General features: G+C 41.5%; 13 protein-coding genes. 1 reads left to right on the top strand and 12 read right to left on the bottom strand.

What is annotated here, in order from left to right; translation table 11 throughout:
- Window positions 1-51: 51 nt before the first annotated feature.
- The 5 genes from mmsB to RBB56_RS08400 all read right to left on the bottom strand — a co-directional run bounded on the left by mmsB (window position 52) and on the right by RBB56_RS08400 (window position 6734).
- A complete protein-coding gene (gene mmsB / locus RBB56_RS08380; protein WP_306721920.1) occupies window positions 52-1221 on the bottom strand; it encodes a multiple monosaccharide ABC transporter permease in 1170 nt (389 codons plus the stop codon).
- Window positions 1221-2774, bottom strand: a complete 1554-nt coding sequence (gene mmsA / locus RBB56_RS08385; RefSeq protein ID WP_306721921.1) for a multiple monosaccharide ABC transporter ATP-binding protein — start codon at window positions 2772-2774, stop codon at window positions 1221-1223. Before mmsA ends, mmsB begins: the two co-directional genes overlap by 1 nt.
- A gap of 150 nt (window positions 2775-2924) precedes the next feature.
- Window positions 2925-4091: a multiple monosaccharide ABC transporter substrate-binding protein gene (chvE, locus tag RBB56_RS08390; RefSeq protein WP_306721922.1), complete on the bottom strand. Its 1167-nt coding sequence runs from the start codon at window positions 4089-4091 to the stop codon at window positions 2925-2927.
- Between the two features lie 439 nt (window positions 4092-4530).
- A complete protein-coding gene (locus RBB56_RS08395; RefSeq protein ID WP_306721923.1) occupies window positions 4531-4872 on the bottom strand; it encodes a hypothetical protein in 342 nt (113 codons plus the stop codon).
- Between the two features lie 2 nt (window positions 4873-4874).
- The gene (locus tag RBB56_RS08400; RefSeq protein WP_306721924.1) at window positions 4875-6734 is read right to left on the bottom strand and encodes a methyl-accepting chemotaxis protein; all 1860 of its coding nucleotides are present in this window, start codon (window positions 6732-6734) and stop codon (window positions 4875-4877) included.
- 476 nt (window positions 6735-7210) lie between these two features.
- Here RBB56_RS08400 and RBB56_RS08405 point away from each other — a divergent pair, with 476 nt between their 5' ends.
- Window positions 7211-8881 (top strand): DUF885 domain-containing protein, encoded by a 1671-nt coding sequence (locus tag RBB56_RS08405; RefSeq protein ID WP_306721925.1) that lies wholly within the window; start codon window positions 7211-7213, stop codon window positions 8879-8881.
- Here the strand turns inward: RBB56_RS08405 and RBB56_RS08410 are convergent.
- The 7 genes from RBB56_RS08410 to RBB56_RS08440 all read right to left on the bottom strand — a co-directional run bounded on the left by RBB56_RS08410 (window position 8866) and on the right by RBB56_RS08440 (window position 17494).
- On the bottom strand, window positions 8866-9144 hold the full coding sequence (locus RBB56_RS08410) for a hypothetical protein (protein WP_306721926.1): 279 nt from the start codon (window positions 9142-9144) through the stop codon (window positions 8866-8868). The genes RBB56_RS08405 and RBB56_RS08410 overlap by 16 nt on opposite strands.
- 30 nt (window positions 9145-9174) lie before the next feature.
- Window positions 9175-10164 carry an ABC transporter ATP-binding protein gene (locus RBB56_RS08415; RefSeq protein WP_306721927.1) on the bottom strand — a complete coding sequence of 330 codons (990 nt, stop codon included), beginning with the start codon at window positions 10162-10164 and terminating at the stop codon, window positions 9175-9177.
- Window positions 10165-10166: 2 nt separating this feature from the next.
- Window positions 10167-11372, bottom strand: coding sequence for an ABC transporter ATP-binding protein (locus tag RBB56_RS08420; RefSeq protein ID WP_306721928.1), 1206 nt, complete (start codon window positions 11370-11372; stop codon window positions 10167-10169).
- 9 nt (window positions 11373-11381) lie between these two features.
- Window positions 11382-13172: an ABC transporter permease gene (locus tag RBB56_RS08425; protein WP_306721929.1), complete on the bottom strand. Its 1791-nt coding sequence runs from the start codon at window positions 13170-13172 to the stop codon at window positions 11382-11384.
- Between the two features lie 13 nt (window positions 13173-13185).
- On the bottom strand, window positions 13186-14172 hold the full coding sequence (locus RBB56_RS08430; protein ID WP_306721930.1) for an ABC transporter permease: 987 nt from the start codon (window positions 14170-14172) through the stop codon (window positions 13186-13188).
- 341 nt (window positions 14173-14513) lie between these two features.
- Entirely contained in the window at window positions 14514-16826 is a 2313-nt protein-coding gene (locus tag RBB56_RS08435; protein ID WP_306721931.1) for an ABC transporter substrate-binding protein, read from the bottom strand.
- A 113-nt stretch (window positions 16827-16939) separates the two neighbouring features.
- Complete coding sequence (locus RBB56_RS08440; RefSeq protein ID WP_306721932.1) at window positions 16940-17494, bottom strand: hypothetical protein; 555 nt, start codon at window positions 17492-17494, stop codon at window positions 16940-16942.
- Window positions 17495-17502 lie beyond the last annotated feature (8 nt).

The following is a 17502-nucleotide window of genomic DNA, read 5'->3' on the forward strand; positions in this document are numbered from 1 at the left end:
ATACCGGGGTGCATTGGACGCAGCCCGCCTCCTTATTCTAGCTTTAAACTATCAGCCTTTTTTTCTCTTAGATAAAATATCTACTGTAACAGCTCCAAGAAGTACCGCTCCCTTTACTATCTTCTGAATATCTGTGGACCATCCGTATAAGGACATACCATTATTCAGGATACCCATAATGAAAGCACCTACTACCGCTCCGATAATGGTACCGACACCACCGGCTGCTGCCGCTCCGCCGATATAGCAGGAAGCAATAGCATCCAACTCGAAACCATCTCCGGCCTTCGGTGTTGCCGAAGCATTACGTGCGGACAATACAATACCTGCAACCGCAGAAAGCATACCCATATTCGTATATACCCAGAAGAATACTTTCTCCGTATTGATACCGGATAACTGGGCTGCCTTAGCATTACCACCCATAGCATAAATCTGACGTCCTGCCACTGTCCTACTCGTAAGGAAGTGATAGATACCAACGAGAAGTCCCATAATAATTAATACGAAAGGAATACCGTTGTAGTTTGCCAGTTTATAGAAGAAGAACCATACAATAATAAGAATAATCGCTTCTTTTATAATAACCTGCCACATCGGATTTACCGCAAAACCATATTTCTTCTTCGTATTGATATTCCTAATCTCCGAAAGGATAATGAGAATGGATGCCACAAGCGCTACGATAAGGCAAACCAAGTCGATTTGCTTGCCGCCGAACGCCACTTTTATTGTCGGCAGGAATCCGGCACCTATATATGTATAGTCGGTAGGAAGGGGACCTTTTGTCTGTGCCTTCAATAATGTATAGGTCAGACCACGGCCCATAAGCATGGTCGCCAGTGTTACTACGAAGGGAGGAATCTTAAGCTTTGCAATAAAGAATCCTGCAAACATACCGGATGCCACACCGATTACGAGTGCTGCCAAAATAGCGACAAATATACCTGCTTTGAAGTCTACCATCAGAATACCTACCGCAGCTCCGCTCAGTGCAACAATGGATCCTACTCCCAGGTCAATGTTACCAGTCAAAACACATAATAACATACCTACTGCTAAAATAACAATATATCCGTTCTGCATAATTAAGTTATTGATGTTTGCCGGAGAGAGGTTCTTTCCTCCTGTGAGAATGGCAAAGATAATAAATACGGCTATTAGGGCAAGTACCATACCGTATTGCTTCATATCTAAATTAATAGTTTTTTTCTTTTCCATTAGTTTTCACCCTTTCTGTTATGCGCCATAATGCGCTGCATAATTCTTTCCTGTGATATTTCTTCCTTCGTAAGTTCTCCGGCTATCTCGCCTTCATTTATGACATATACACGGTCACAGGTTCCTATAATCTCGGGCATTTCCGAAGAAATAACAATTACTGCTTTTCCTTCCTTTGCCAGTTCATTGATAATACAATAAATTTCGTATTTGGCGCCAACATCGATACCTCTTGTAGGTTCATCGAGAATCAGTATATCCGGCTGTGTCAGCATCCACTTTGCGAGAACAACTTTCTGCTGATTACCTCCTGAAAGCGATCCAACTGTCTGATTAATGGAATTGGTCTTTACATTAATTTTCTTTCTATATTCTTCTGCAGATATAATTTCATCGTTGCTGTTCACTACACCATTTTTAGAGAAAAACTTTCTAAGGGCAGCCATCGTCATGTTTCTCTTAATATCATCAATCAGAACCAATCCATAGTTCTTACGATCTTCCGATACATAAGCTAACTTGTTATCAATAGCATCCTTTACAGATTTAATCGTAACCTCTTTACCATTGATAGATATGCTTCCCGATATTTTCTGACCATAAGATTTTCCGAAGATACTCATAGCTAATTCTGTTCTTCCTGCACCCATTAATCCGGCCAGACCGACTACTTCTCCGGCTTTTACGTGCAGATTAACATTTTTAATTATATGCCTGTTCGCATCATCGGGATGATATACATTCCAATTCTTTATTTCAAATATCGTTTCTCCGACTTCTACATCTTCCCTTAACGGATATCGGTTAGTAAGCTCTCTTCCTACCATTCCTTTAATAATCCTGTCCTCAGAGAAATCATCTTTTCCTTTTTCCAATGTCTCGATTGTATGTCCGTCACGAATTACCGTAATGGAATCCGCCACATAGCTGATTTCATTCAATTTATGAGAAATAATGATACAGGTAATTCCATGCTTTTTTAATTCCAGCATAATTTCGAGAAGCTTACCGCTTTCTTCGTCATTTAGCGCTGCGGTGGGTTCGTCCAGAATCAAAAGCTCCACCTTTTTTGCCATCGCCTTGGCAATCTCTATCAACTGCTGCTTGCCAACACCCAGGAGATTGACAGGAGCATTGACATCTTCATCCCCTAATCCTACTTTTTCAAGCATCTCGTGCGCTCTTTTTCTCGTCTGCGTCCAATCGATCACGCCTTTGATACCGGTTTGTTCATTTCCGAGAAATACGTTCTCCGCAACAGAAAGGTGGGGGCTTAAGGCAAGCTCCTGATGGATGATAACCACCCCTTTTGCTTCGCTTTCTTTTATACTGTGGAATTTACATACTTCGTTGTTATAAACAATGTCGCCTTCATAGGTTCCGAACGGATATACGCCCGATAAGACATTCATAAGCGTTGATTTGCCGGCTCCGTTTTCTCCGCATAACGCATGGATTTCTCCCCGCTTCACTTTCAGATTGACATCGTCCAATGCTTTTACTCCCGTAAAAGCCTTTGTTATGTGATTCATTTCCAATATATAATCAGACATCCGCATAACTTCCTTTCTGCTTACTTTCCAAAACTTCTTTATGTTCAGTGGTAAAATATTAAGAGAGCGGCAGCACTATGCCGCCGCCCACACTTTTTAATTATAATATATAACTGTTCAGTACCCTCACAATTACTGGTATGTTAACAATTATTCAGCCAACTGATCCGCTGTGTAGTATCCACCGTCAACAATTAATTCCTGATAGTTGTTCACATCAACTGCTGCAGGTGTGCAAAGGTAAGAAGGAACTACTATTACGTTGTTGTTGTACTGCTCTGTATCGTTGATTTCAGGTTCTGAGCCTTCAAGAACTGCCTGAACCATCGTTACACACTTCTCAGCGAGGAGACGCGTATCTTTGTAGATAGACATTGTCTGATATCCGCTGATAATGTTCTTAACTGCCATAAGCTCTGCATCCTGTCCTGTAATGAGCGGCCAATCTTCACCTAATGTATAACCGGCACCTTCGAGAGCAGCCTTAATACCATAAGCAAATCCGTCAAATGCGGAGCAAGCGATATCGAGTTTATCATCTGCATAGAAGCCTGTTAAGTAGTTCTCACAGTTCTGCTGAGCTGTTTCCTGAGACCATCTTAAGATACAAGTATCTTCAAAAGAAGTTCTTCCGGATTTACATACGAGGGTACCATCATCAAGATAAGGCTGTAATACTTCTATTACACCATTATAAAGCATAACTGCGTTATTATCATCAGGAGAGCCCATAAAAAACTCGATGGTGTAAGATTCGCCTGCTGCCTGAGCTGCCGGTAAGTCTTTGTTTTCTTCGATGTATTTACCGATTGCAGTACCTATACCTTTATTATCGAAGGTTGCATAGTAAGAAACTGCATCCGTATCCATAAGAAGACGGTCATAAGCGATAATAGGAATTCCGGCTTCCTTCGCCTGCGCTTCTACGTTAACGAGTGCCTGTGAGTCGATAGATGCAATTACGAGGCAGTTTACACCACTTGCAATCATATTCTCAAGCTGAGAAACCTGAGCCTGTACATCATCTTCTGCATACTGAAGGTCAACTTCATATCCGAGTGCTTCTAACTGTTTCTTCATGTTCGCACCGTCATTAATCCATCTTTCAGATGACTGTGTGGGCATCGCCACACCAACCTTCTTGCCTGCTCCAGATGCAGTGGCATCTGCTGTCTCTTCTGTTGTGCTCTCTGCTGCCGGAGTTTCCGTCGTCTCAGCCGCCGGTGTCTCTGTTGTTGCTGCAGAACCGCCACATCCGATTAAAAGGGTTGCGGCCATCGCTACACTGATTAATGCGCCTAAAAGTTTTCTTTTCATGTTTTTCCTCCCATGAATCTTGTAATTATAAATTACTTGTATTTACAATTCATACCACATTGGTATGAGATTGTACGACAATTAAGGATAATTATAGATGTCTTTTTCACATTATTATGGATAAAAAACAAATTAAGAATACTATTTACTATGCTTATTCCCCATTTTTACATGATTTTGAAGACACTTTCCATATAACTTAATTTTCATACATTCATTGTATTTATATATTATGCTATGTTTTTTGTTTTGTCAATATGTTATTGTGTATTTTTTGCACAAATCATGTTCAACTTTATAAACTTGTATGTGTACAACTTGAAATAAATCTATACCGTGCCATATTTGCCTGTTTTTATAACAGTTCATTACCCCACTGTTACTTATGAAAATCCATTGGACTCACCTTCCGTTATGGAATCTTCACTTTTAGCCGGCATTACTCGTCATTGTCTTCACGATCCATGGCACCACCCACATATTTTCCCATCGCCAATGCCCTTGCGGAATGAATGATGAGGAGCACCCCAATCACCACAAATGCTGCGATTGCCACGAGAAAGAAAACGAGCTCGCTTCCACTATATTTCTGAGTCACATCTCTTAATGAGTAAACGATGTAAAGCAGATAGGCTGCCACCATTAGACGAATCGTCAAGGAAAGCTTCGTAGGAAGGTAAATTTTCTTACCGCCTTTATCTTTTCCTTCCTCTATTCCCCCTGATTCCGCACCAACGACGGGGGATTCCTTTTGTTCCCATTGGTTATCTTCCACCTTCATAACTATATTCCTCTTCCTTCCTCCACTAGCGATACCCTTGCCAACTTGAATTCTGAGACCATACTCTCAAGTCCCTTCGTCAATTCCACAAGTTGTTCCGCTGCCGTAGCGATCTGTTCCAGGTTCGCACTTTCCTCAGTTACCACTTCATTAATTTCATTGATTCCGATTACATTTTCATTGGTCGTATCCTCAACTACTTCTGCACTAAGGACCGCTGTCTCTATGGCCTTCATAAGAATCGAGAGTTTGTCGGTAATATTAAATACACTTTCCTCTACCTTCGAAGTGCCGTCCTTAATCGTCATAAAGTCATTCCTTGTTTCCTGAGTCATCTCATTCCCCTTCTGTAAATGATTCAGGCTCTCCTCCAGTTTGTTATTCATATTCTGTGATTCCGCCTGAAGAGCTTTAATCATCATTCCGATTTCTTCTGCTGCTTTGCTGGAATCATCTGCCAGCTTTCTTATTTCATCAGCGACTACAGCAAATCCCTTACCTGCTTCTCCGGCTCTCGCCGCTTCGATAGATGCATTTAATGAGAGTAGGTTCGTCTGTGATGCGATTTCCGTAATTGCACTCAGCGCATTTGACATCTGTCTGGCATTATCATTGAACTTCTCGAATACCTTCGTCACCTCATGAATAGAACTGTCTATAACCTCTAATTGTTTCACATACTCATTGATTCTATCCATTCCACTCTGAGCATCTGCCTTCGCCCTCTCAGAGCTCTCCTGAATATAGGTGGTATTCTCTACAACGACTCCTGATATTCCCTCCATCTCACGAATCTGCTGTACAATCCGGACTACTTCTTCTTGCTGCTTCTGCATCCTGGACTGCATTTCTCCGACGGAAGCCGCAATTTCTTCACTGCCCGCCGCATTCTTCATCATATTATCACTTACAGTGGCGGTAACCCGTTCCAACTCGGCAGAACCATCTTTTACACGTTGTAAAACAGAAGTAATGCTCCCTTTCATTTTATTAAAAGCTTCTACAAGGCGGCCCGTCTCATCCTTACTTCTAACTTCAATATCATCTTCCGATAAATCTCCATCCGCAATAATTACAATCTTTTTGCTGAGAGCTTTAATCGGTCCCGTAATACTCCCTGATATTATAATCGCCGCTACCGTTGTCACTGCAAAGATAACAACCGCAATTCCCATCAAAAGGCCAAATACGCGAGCAACTTCATTTTTAATCTGCTCCTGTACATTTTCACTCCTCGTTATCTCGTAGGTAAGCAGATTTTCCGCATTGCCGGAAAGAAATAAGGCGGTGCTGTCAAGCTGCACTGCCTGTGCAGACGCTGCATTGGAATAACTTTCACCTTCGCTTAAAGCGATAATTTCTTCATAGAGAGCAACATACTTGTCCACTTCGGAAGAAAGGCTGGCAAGCTGGTTCCTGTTCTGGCTGTATTCTACCTCGTCTCCGATGTTGTTTGCGATATCCTCTATGTATGCCTTCATAGTAGCAATCATCTCCGGATGGCCACTGTCGGTAATACTACCCCCTACACCGCATAGATTCACTACCGTTCTCGCCGTCTTCACACTGTTCGTTTTAATATAAGAAATCTTACTTATATTTTCCAGAACCCCTTCGTATTGCGCATTGTATCCAATCGTTTTTATCGCCATTACCCCTAACAGCACAATAAAGATAATCGACATTATAAATATCACACTATTGATTTTAAGACGTATTCCTATTCCGTTTTTGGATGACTTCCCAATATCTCTTTTCTTTTTTCGATGTTTTAAATGTTTTACTTTATTGGTATTTTCTGTCTTGGTTATTTTTTTCAGTTGGTTTTTTAGATTTCCTATGTTTCTCCTTTTCTTTTCCATTTCATCTCCCTTTCAAATCGTTTTTCCCTTGTTATGTACGACTTTCAAGTTTTTGTACATTTTTATTACTTTATCGGATACATTTGCCATTTTATTGTCATATATGTATAATATGATACATTTCTTTACTTGTCAATTATTTTTGTTCATTATACCCATAATATAGATACCTATTATCTAAGTTGTACATTATAAGTTGTATCATTCCCTCTAATCCCCGCAGAACTCATCGCGGAATTCAATACATCTTTCTTTCTTCTCATTCATATATTTAAGAAAAACGAAACCGGGTATCGTCCTTGAAGCCTTTTATTCATTTTCCTCGTTCCAGTAGGCACAAAGCGGCCATTTTATCGCTTTTTTCTCTCTTCCTACTTCTCGGATTCTTCTTATTCTTCTCTACGAAGGATACAAGAACTTTTCAACATTTTGCAAAGGAATTCTTTACGAAGGAGCTCACCTCCAACACTTTGAACATGCACTATACCGTGGCTAATCCAGAGGCTTACGGCATCAACTCTTATGTGCCCGTGCTCCCCTCCTATTCCATTCAGGAAAAAGAAGCCTCTTTTCAGGAGCTTACCGATTCCATTGCCTTACTTCGTTCCATCGATAATGACCGGTTAAGCGGACAGGATTCTTACACTTACCGCTTACTCCTGCCTTACTTAGAAAATGAGAGAGCAGGTATGTCCCTCTATTATTATACTGCTCCGCTCTCGCCTTCCTCCGGTATGCAATCACAGCTCCCTATATTGCTTGCTGAATATACGTTCCGAAACAAAAGAGATATTGAAGATTATCTGGCACTTCTCGATCAGACTGATACTTATTTCGAAGGTGTCACTACCTTTTTACAGGAGCAGTCATCTAAAGGGTTATTTATGCCAGACTATTCTGCGGATAAGGTCATTGCTCAATGCGACACCATTATGGACAAAAGTTCTCTCGCAAACGGTACACATTTCCTTCACACTACTTTCGAAGAAAGGCTTGATCTGCTGTTGGCTAAGGAAATCATTACCGAAAAGGAAAAGCAACAATACCTATCCGAAAACGACAGATTGCTCACTACCGTTATGGCGCCTGCCTACCAGGCTTTGGGAGATGAACTCCTTGTGCTAAAAGGCAGTGGAAAGAATGAGAATGGTCTGTATTACTACCCTCAGGGGCGAGAATATTATCTCTATTTGCTGCGTTCACATGCTTCCTCTTATCGGGATATCGGCAGAATTAAAACTCTTCTCTTTAAGGATTTTGATCAGAACTTTGATAGCATGTACTCTCTGCTGCATAATAATTCTTCCCTCTCCGCCGCACAGAAGCTTCAGGAAGGGACTTTCCCTTATGAATCTCCCGCAGATATGCTGAATAATCTTCAGCAAGTGATGGCCGAGGACTTTCCCGGTCTGTCTACCGTTTCACAAGATAAGGCACTGCCCGCTTGTACTGTAAAATCCATTTCCAAAAACTTAGAGGAATACTGCAGCCCTGCCTTTTATCTGACACCACCTTTGGATGATATTCGCGAAAATGTTATCTATATCAACCAGAAGCACAATCCTCAGGGTGTAGAGCTTTACACAACCCTTGCTCACGAAGGTTATCCCGGTCATCTCTACCAGACTGTCTATATGCAGCTATACTTTAATAAAACCGATACCAATCCGATTCGGTCTCTCTTATCCTATGGGGGATATGTGGAAGGCTGGGCAATGTATGTGGAGCTTAAAGCCTACGATTATGCAAAGGAACTTATGAAAGAACAAAATTCCAAAGCAGAAGCGCTTTATGAATCCTACAAACTAGATCGTCAGATACAACTCTGTCTTTATTCCTTATTGGATATCGCTATTCATTATGAAGGTGCCAATTATAAACAAGTGCATAAGATGCTTTCCTCCGTGGGAATCAGCGACGTCGATACCACCCGAGCCATCTATGAATATATTGTAGAAGAACCGGGTACTTATCTGAAATATTACCTCGGTTACTTAGAGATTCTGGAATTAAAAAAGGAAGCGCAAAGACTGTGGGGAGATACCTACAGTGATTATCGCTTCCATCGTTTCTATCTGGAAAATGGCCCTGCCGACTTTACCAACCTACGTCTGCAACTTCAACAAGAGCCTCAGAACCAAACATAGACACAGAATAAAAGAAAAAGAAAAATGGCGAGAAGAAATACACCGCCCACAAGGAGGGCTGCCACAACCGCGTTCGCAATGAGGTGCCTTGTCTCTTTCGGCGTAAGTTCTTCCCTGGCAGGGGAATCCGCAGACTCTTCCGGCTTGCCGGAAGTCATGCGTTCTCCTGCATCCTTTGTATACCAGGGCATGCCTTCCACGTTCATATTCGCAACAGTAATATTTTCATACTGTTCTAAATCATCCTTTTTCTTTTTACTCATAATTTTGAATTTACCTGCTATTGCTATTTATTAGTGATAGAGGTGACATTTTACCATATGGCCGTTCCCCATATCGATTGTTGCCGGTTCTTGCGTCTTGCAAATTTCCATACATTCCTTACATCTTGTGTGGAACTTACAGCCGGAGGGCGGATTAGCCGGGGAAGGAATACTTCCCTCAAGAACAATACGGTTTATCTTCGCTTCCGGATCAGGAACAGGAATTGCACTGAACAATGCCTTCGTATAAGGATGGAGAGGATTCGCGAAGATATCCTCTGTAGATCCTGTCTCCACAATACTTCCCAGATACATAACTCCTACCGTATCAGAAATATGCTCAACTACCGATAAATCATGGGAAATAAATAAATAAGTTAACCCGAACTCTTCTTGCAGATCCTTCAACAAGTTAATGATCTGCGCCTGGATAGATACGTCCAAAGCGGATACCGGCTCATCACAAACGATGAATTCAGGATTCAATGCCAATGCTCTAGCTATACAAATTCTCTGGCGCTGACCTCCTGAAAATTCATGAGGGTAACGGTCCTTATGATAAGTCTGCAGACCACAGGCTGCCATAATCCTCGTTACATGATCATCTAATTCATTCTTCGGCACAAGATTGTGCTCTCTTACAGCCTCCCCGATAATCTCACCGACCGGAAGTCTGGGGGATAGGCTGGAATAAGGATCCTGGAAAATGATTTGCATTTTAGGGCGGAGGGAACGCAGTTCTCTCTTGTTTAATGCATTTACATCCTTGCCGTTAAACAGAACCTGTCCATCTGTCTTGTCGATCAGTCGCAAAATAGTTCGCCCTGTCGTCGACTTCCCACACCCGGACTCACCAACGAGTCCCATGGTCGTTCCTCTTTTAATGGAAAAAGAGACATCATCCACGGCTTTGACTTGTCCTACTTCCCGGGAAAAAACACCATCCTTAATGGGAAAATACTTTTTCAAATGGGATACTTCTAATATATTTTCTTCCTTATGCTTCAGAGGTTCATTCATTCTTATTTTACCTCCTTCGTCTTGTTAGCATTTTTACCTGCCTCTGCTTGATAAACCTTCGCTTCCTCTTCATAAAGGTAACAATTTACCGAATGCGTAGGACTTACCGTGAGCTGTTCAGGATATTTTCCCTGGCACTTTTCTATACATTTCTCGCAACGGTCTCTGAAATAGCAGTAATCGGGCATATTGACCGGATTCGGTACTTTGCCCGGAATACTATAAAGGCGGTCGATTTCCTTGCCCACTACCGGCTTCGATGCCATCAGACCTATCGTGTAAGGATGCTTAGGATTCTTGAATATCTCCTGCACCGTTCCCTTTTCCACTACGCGTCCTGCATACATAACGACTACATAATCTGCCATCTCAGCAATAACGCCGAGATCATGCGTGATCAACATAATACTGGAGTTGATTTTATCTTTCAATCCGCGCAGCAAATCGAGAATCTGTGCTTGTATCGTAACATCCAACGCCGTCGTCGGTTCATCTGCAATAATAAGTCTCGGGTTACATGCAAGCCCCATGGCAATACATACTCTCTGACGCATACCGCCGGAAAGCTCATGAGGATACATATTATATACACCTTCACTGTTGGCAATTCCCACCAGCTCCAGCATCTCTATCGTACGTGCTTTTACTTCTTCCTTACTCATCTGTGAGTTATGCAAGGCAGTTACTTCATCCACCTGATTACCAATACGGAATACCGGGTTCAAAGTTGTCATCGGTTCCTGAAAAATCATGGACATATAATTGCCACGCAACTTCTGCATCGTCTCCATAGGAGCATTGACTACATTGATCGCCCGCTCTCCCGTGTTAAAACGAATCTCTCCCTTAACAGTCTGTCCTTGCGGACGCTGTACTAACTGCATCAGAGAAAGGCTGGTTACCGACTTACCACAGCCGGATTCCCCTACTATACCTACCGTCTTACCTTGGGGAACCTCGAAAGACACCCCATCCACAGACTTTACCGTTCCGATATCGGTGAAAAAATATGTGTGAACATCATCAAATTCCACAACATTTTCAGGATTTTTCATTTGGGTCACATATTCCTCTTCCGGAATATGTTTTCTCTTGCGTTTCTTCTCTATCTCATCTGTGATTCTTTTATTTTCCTTCGATATTGCTCGGGATTCTTTGGCAGAGATATAGTTTGCATCTTTTGTACGCTCTTTTTTAAAAAAGTTCATCTGCCTCACCTACCTTTTCATCTTCGGGTCAAACGCATCGCGCAGACCGTCACCTACAAAGTTAAATCCAAGCACTGTAATTAAAATGAGTAATCCGGCCGGAATCCATACGAACCAATAGTTGGTCATAACGAAGATATCATTTACGGAACTAATAATATTCCCCCAGGAAGCATAAGGGAACTTAACGCCGATTCCGAGGAAACTCAAGGTTGCCTCCATAAGAATAACTTCTCCAAGTCCCATCGTCGCAATAACGATAAGATTAGGAATTACGTTGGGGATTAAATGCTTGAAAATTCTTCTCGACACACGGATACCTGTTGCTTCCGTCGCCGTCATAAATTCCTGCTCTCTAAATGAAAGTATCTGTCCGCGTACCATTCTGGCGATCGGCGGCCAATTGACCAGACCGAGAATTGCACAGAGAAGGTAAATACGTATTCTCGGATCTATCCTGTAATAGTCCATAATAGAACCTACGATAATATATAAGGGCATTGCCGGAATACAAATAACGATATCTACCACACGCATAAGGATAGTATCCATCCATTTTCCAAAATATCCTGCGATACCTCCGACTACGATACCAATTAAAATTTCAATGGCAATCGCCACGAAGCCAATCATCAACGAGATACGTCCGCCATACATCAATCTCGTAAGCACGTCCATACCGTTTCCATCGGTTCCTAATAAATGTTCCTCATTAGGCTCTGCGAAGGAATCGTTAAGCTGAGTAATCTGCTCAGAACGAATCTTATATTCATTTCCTTTTACTTCTATCTTATAATCTATAGTGCTCCCATCATCCAGTGCATATTCGATATTCGTATCTTTAGCAAGCACTGCCTCCTGTACCACCTGAATGAAATGAAGGGAAAGTGCTTCATTTCCTACCGGTCGGACCGCATAAGTAGAAAGAATCGCATATTCTTCCCCGTCCAAACTAATAAAGCCTGTATTTTCTTCCACTTCCAACTCATACGTGCTGCCATCCACTGTAAAGGAAGAAGATTTCGCATTAAATGCCTTTTCCGCATTTAATTTAAAATCGTAGGAAAGCTCTACTCCACCGGCTGCGCTGAACACCTTTTTGCTTGCAAGAGCCGTTCTGTCCATAACAGAAATTGCACTCTGCTTTCCTTCCTTTACAATGTAATAAAGGGTGCCTTCTATCTCAAAACTGTCTTCACCGGCTGCAAGAGCCGCTTCATAACCATTCTTCACTGCTCCGGGTACACTTCCGCCTTCCTCTGCAGGAGTAAAACTACTCTTCCCCTTCATCGTAAGCACATTGGCAACAGGAGTAAGCTCCGTAATCTGATAGAGATCTTTATCCTCCTCAATAAGAGAATAGATCACATCCTTGGACTCAAACGTAGTCTTCCCATCGTTAATCGCAAGAATCATCTTAGCGCCTGCAATAGAAGGAAAATTCTTACCTTCCGCATTAGTATACAAGAAATCTTTATTTTGCGACATTAAAGCATAATCTTTTAATATAACATCTCTTTTCCTAAATACCTCAGACTCTCCATAGGGAGTAAGCATTCCGCCAAGAAAAGAAAATATAAACATTGTCACGAGTATGATTAGACCTATCATGGCCAACCTATTTCTTAAAAAACGCTTTGCTACGAGCGCGCTGGGAGATAATACCTTAACACGCTGTTCATCATCGAGCGCCACAGAGGTGCTGACATGCTCATTTTGTGTTAGTTCTTTTTGTACATCTTTATCAAGGATATTGCTATCCTGGATATTATTATCCTTGATATTGTTATCTTCGCCCATTTCAGCCCTCCTCCTAGTTTACTCTTACTCTGGGGTCAACCACTGCATATAAAATATCTGCAATCAAAGTTCCCACCAGTGTTAATATTGCAAGGAATACCATATAGAACATGGTAAACGGAATATCTCCCTGCGTCAGACTCAGATAAGAGGTATAACCAATTCCCGGAATCTGGAACAGAGTCTCTGTAATCATCGCTCCGCCAAACAAAGAAGGAATCATACTTCCAAGGAGAGTTACAAGCGGGATGAGAATATTGCGAAAAGCATGATAATTAATGACTTTATTTTCAGACAGACCTTTCGCACGCGCTGTACGGATATAGTCGGAGCTAAGAACTTCCAACATGTTCGTACGTGTATAACGCATCAAATTACCGAGACTTACTACTGTAAGAGTGGTGACCGGAAGTATTAAATGCTTTCCCATATCCAAAATCTTTCCAAAAGATGAAAGCTGTTCATGCATACGCCCTACAATTCCATATAAGTCAAACCATCCCAGATTAATGGAGAATACCCATTTTAACAAAGTGGCAATAAAGAAAGTAGGCAGCGATATACCGATAAGTGCAAATACCGTCACCGCATAGTCTGTCCTGCTATACTGCTTTCTCGCCGATATAATACCGAGGGGAATGGCTATTACCACTTGAAAAATAAAGGCGATTCCCGACATAGCAAAGGAATACCATATTACACCCTTGAACTTCTCGGTTACCGGTTTATTCCATACCCAGGAATCCCCGAATTCACCCTGTACCGCATGGCTGAGCCACTTAGCATATCCCTGCAGCATATTCCCATCCAATCCATAAGCGCTTGTCAACTGTTCCAACAGCTCTTCGTAAGGTTTTGCTCCAGCCTTTTCCGACATTTGTCTCGCTTTTCCTTCCACATAGGAAGTGGGCAGGCAACGTTCTATGGAATAAATGATGAAAGAAACAAAAAACAGTATAACGATACTGAGTAAAAGTCTTCTGACTAAAAATTTCTTCATTCCAAACCTCCAACTTTCTTTTATCCTACTTGCATTCTGATTAGTATCTGCTGTAAATGATACCCCTAACTTATATTTCTTATATTTATAAAAACATTTTAATAAAACTTAAAACGCTTTGATTTTCATATTTAAATTATTTTATTTTTTGATCTTTATATTTTTGATTTTCTTCCTTATCGCCATGTTTATTTTCATCATGTTTTTGCCGCAATTTTTATAAAAGATAACCGCGCCCCACCACTTTAAATCGATAAATCAATAAATTCAAAAACCTTCTCATAAACTGAGCCCGCCAATACCCAGCGGGCTCAGAGTAGATATTTCTTATCTCTTACTTCTTATTTCATTTCTAACTTTTCAATTTCTTTCCACCATTTGTAGAATGTGGTTACATCCGGTGTAAAGCTATCTGTATTGATACGTTCCGCACTATAGATGATGCAGTTCTGTCTCTGATATACAGGAATTTCTACCGCCCAATCCATAATGATATTCAAGCACTCTTTGTAAACAGATTTACGGTATCCGGTATCTGCACTGGTTCTCGCATCCATAATATATGCATCCAAATCAGGATCCGCAATATGATAGTAGTTACTAGAAGCACTTTCGCTATGATATGTCTGATACATATCCGGGTCCGGAGTTGCCTGCCATGCAGCAGTCCAAAGATCCTGTGTACCTGCATTCAGCTTATCCCAAAGGACATTGGAATCTGTCGGGTCGTTAATCTCCAGAGTAAATCCAATTGTCTCAAACGCCGCCTTTGCATCCGTAAGAATTGCAAAGCTCGGGTGGTTACCCTGTCCGTCAGCCGGAATGATAATTTCATAAGTTAATCTCGCACCTTCCGGAGCTGCTGTTAATTTACCATCTGCTACCGTATAGCCTGCTGCTTCAAAGTATCCGAGAGAAGCTTCAAGCGCCGCTGCATATTTATCATCTGCACTCATAGAGTCTGTATAGATTGCATTGCCTTCTACATCGGTAGAATAAGCTACCTGATAGCCTTCATCGGACTTCTGAGGTGCTGCCCATGATGTATTGGAAATAGGATAGTTAATTACGCTTGCCGCATCGCCATAGTAAGAATCGATCGTTACATCACGGTATACCGAAAGAACGGTCGCAATTGCTTTTCTTAAGTCCTTAGACTGCTCAGAATCCGGTTCGCCGCCTACATTGACTGTCTCAGAATTAATACCGATATATCCGTATCCGAGGTTATCCACGCGGCTTGTCATAATAGCATCGCCGTTAAGTTCGCCCGTTCCGTTGATCTCACCGATCTGCTCGAATGCCTGCTTACTTCCGCTGGGATCGGTCAAATCGATAGTTCCCTGCTGTACACCGGGAATTAAATCGGCTTCAGCACTCTCCTTAAACTGTACACTCTTAATCTTAGGAGCGCCTTTATAGTAATTTTCGTTTGCTTCAAAGTAAACGGTCTTGTTTTCAAATTTAATGAATTTATAAGGGCCTGCTCCCATCGGAACTGTTCCTTTTTCTTTAACAATCGATAAGTCTCCTCTGGGGAAACCGAACTGGTTGTTATCATAGTCATATAAGGACACATCACCATAATAATGAAGAGGAGAAATGCCGAACTCTACAAATTTATAAACTGCTGATGCATCGAATCCATCGAGTGTTACTGCCACTTCGTAATCGCCAAGCTTCTCAATACCAACGATGTTCGGAACTTCTTCGCCTTCACCGGCTGCAACTTTTTCTTCAATCAAAAGCTGTTCTGCAAGAGAGATAACATCTCCTTCGAAATATGTCTCATCACCTGCATAGTTGCTGCCAAGTGTCTGATAATCATTGCCATACATAGCGATTACATCGCTGACAATCGTATCATAATCTTTGCCCGCTGCATCATAGGTCTCGTCTGTGCTATAGCATGCTATGAAGAATTCTTCTGCCGAAGCAGCTCCCTGAGCCTCGAAATTCTCTGTGCACCAATCTTTTTCTGCTGTCAGAATAGGAGCGATTACGTTCTCGGAGATAGCTGTCGCCAATGCTTCCGGCATAGATTCTATAAACGCCGTTACATCGTCCGCTGTTACGCTGTCTGCTGCCGTAGAGTTCGCCCGGTAATTTTTAAGACCTACGATAGGAAGCGTATTAAGTACCTCATATCCATCATAGGCGGTATCTAAGAACACATATAAGCTGAAAATAAGGTCATCTGCTGTTAAAGGTTCACCATCGCTGAATGTGATATCCTCACGCAATTTAAAGTTATATGTTGTTGTATCATCGTCATTCTGCTGAATGTCAAGATCCGCAGCCCCCGTATAAGTATAATCTGTTCCTGAGTATTCAATGGTCTCTCCCTCGATTCCATTCATCACAGCCGCACCTGCACGGTCAACATCCAACAACATTGCCGCTGTTAAGGATGCAACTTCTTTGTCATATGCCGATTCGCTGAAGAACATGCTGAACTTCTCGCTGAATGGACGGTACCCTACCACTAAAGGTGTGTCGCTGCCTGTCTGTGCTGCACTTTCATCCGTAGCTTCTGTTTCTTCCACAGCCGCTTCTTCCGCTGGGGCTGTTCCTGCATTACCGGATCCACATGCTGCTAAGGTGCTTATTACCATCACAGATGCAAGCATAAGAGAAATGATTCTCTTTTTCATAAATTTATTCCTCCTTTTTTTGTTTTTTATTTTAGCACGATTACTCCTTGTATACAATTTGCAAATCATACCAAAAACACAAAGAAGTCCCGTTTGCATACGGAACCTCATTGTTATACTTTGCCTATCATAACCTTTTTCTTCAAATTTTGCAAGTATTTCTTATGAAAAATAGAAGTACAAAATATGGCAATAAAACCGAATAAAAATACGACTTCATCCAATATTATGAGCTCTGTCCCCCTACGAAAATGCATAAAAAAACAAATTGCATCCGCTATCCAAAGATAGAGAGAAATTCCCACAATTCCTATACAACTTCTATACATTCTCCCGAGCGACTTGTCATAGACCACGCGCTCCATTTTCTCTTCCATCCGCAGAACCGAAAAGGTTCCCATTGATAAATATGCGATGGGCAAGAATAAAAATACATATGGGAGCGCAATAAAAAAATTGCGGCTCCCTACATTATTCAACAATCCGGACAAAATAAAAAGTAGAAAATAAGCGATAAGAAAAAATAAATTTTTTATAAAAATTTTATTTTTTCCAATACTTTCTATAGGAAAGCTATAATAATCTCCCGTATAATGGTATTTTCTTTCCTTATTGTTACTCTCACTCGCCGTCGTATCGAATTCATAATCTTTATGATATTTTTTCATAATTCTTT

It is taken from the genome of Kineothrix sp. MB12-C1, assembly GCF_030863805.1.
In the GTDB taxonomy this organism is placed as follows: domain Bacteria; phylum Bacillota; class Clostridia; order Lachnospirales; family Lachnospiraceae; genus Kineothrix.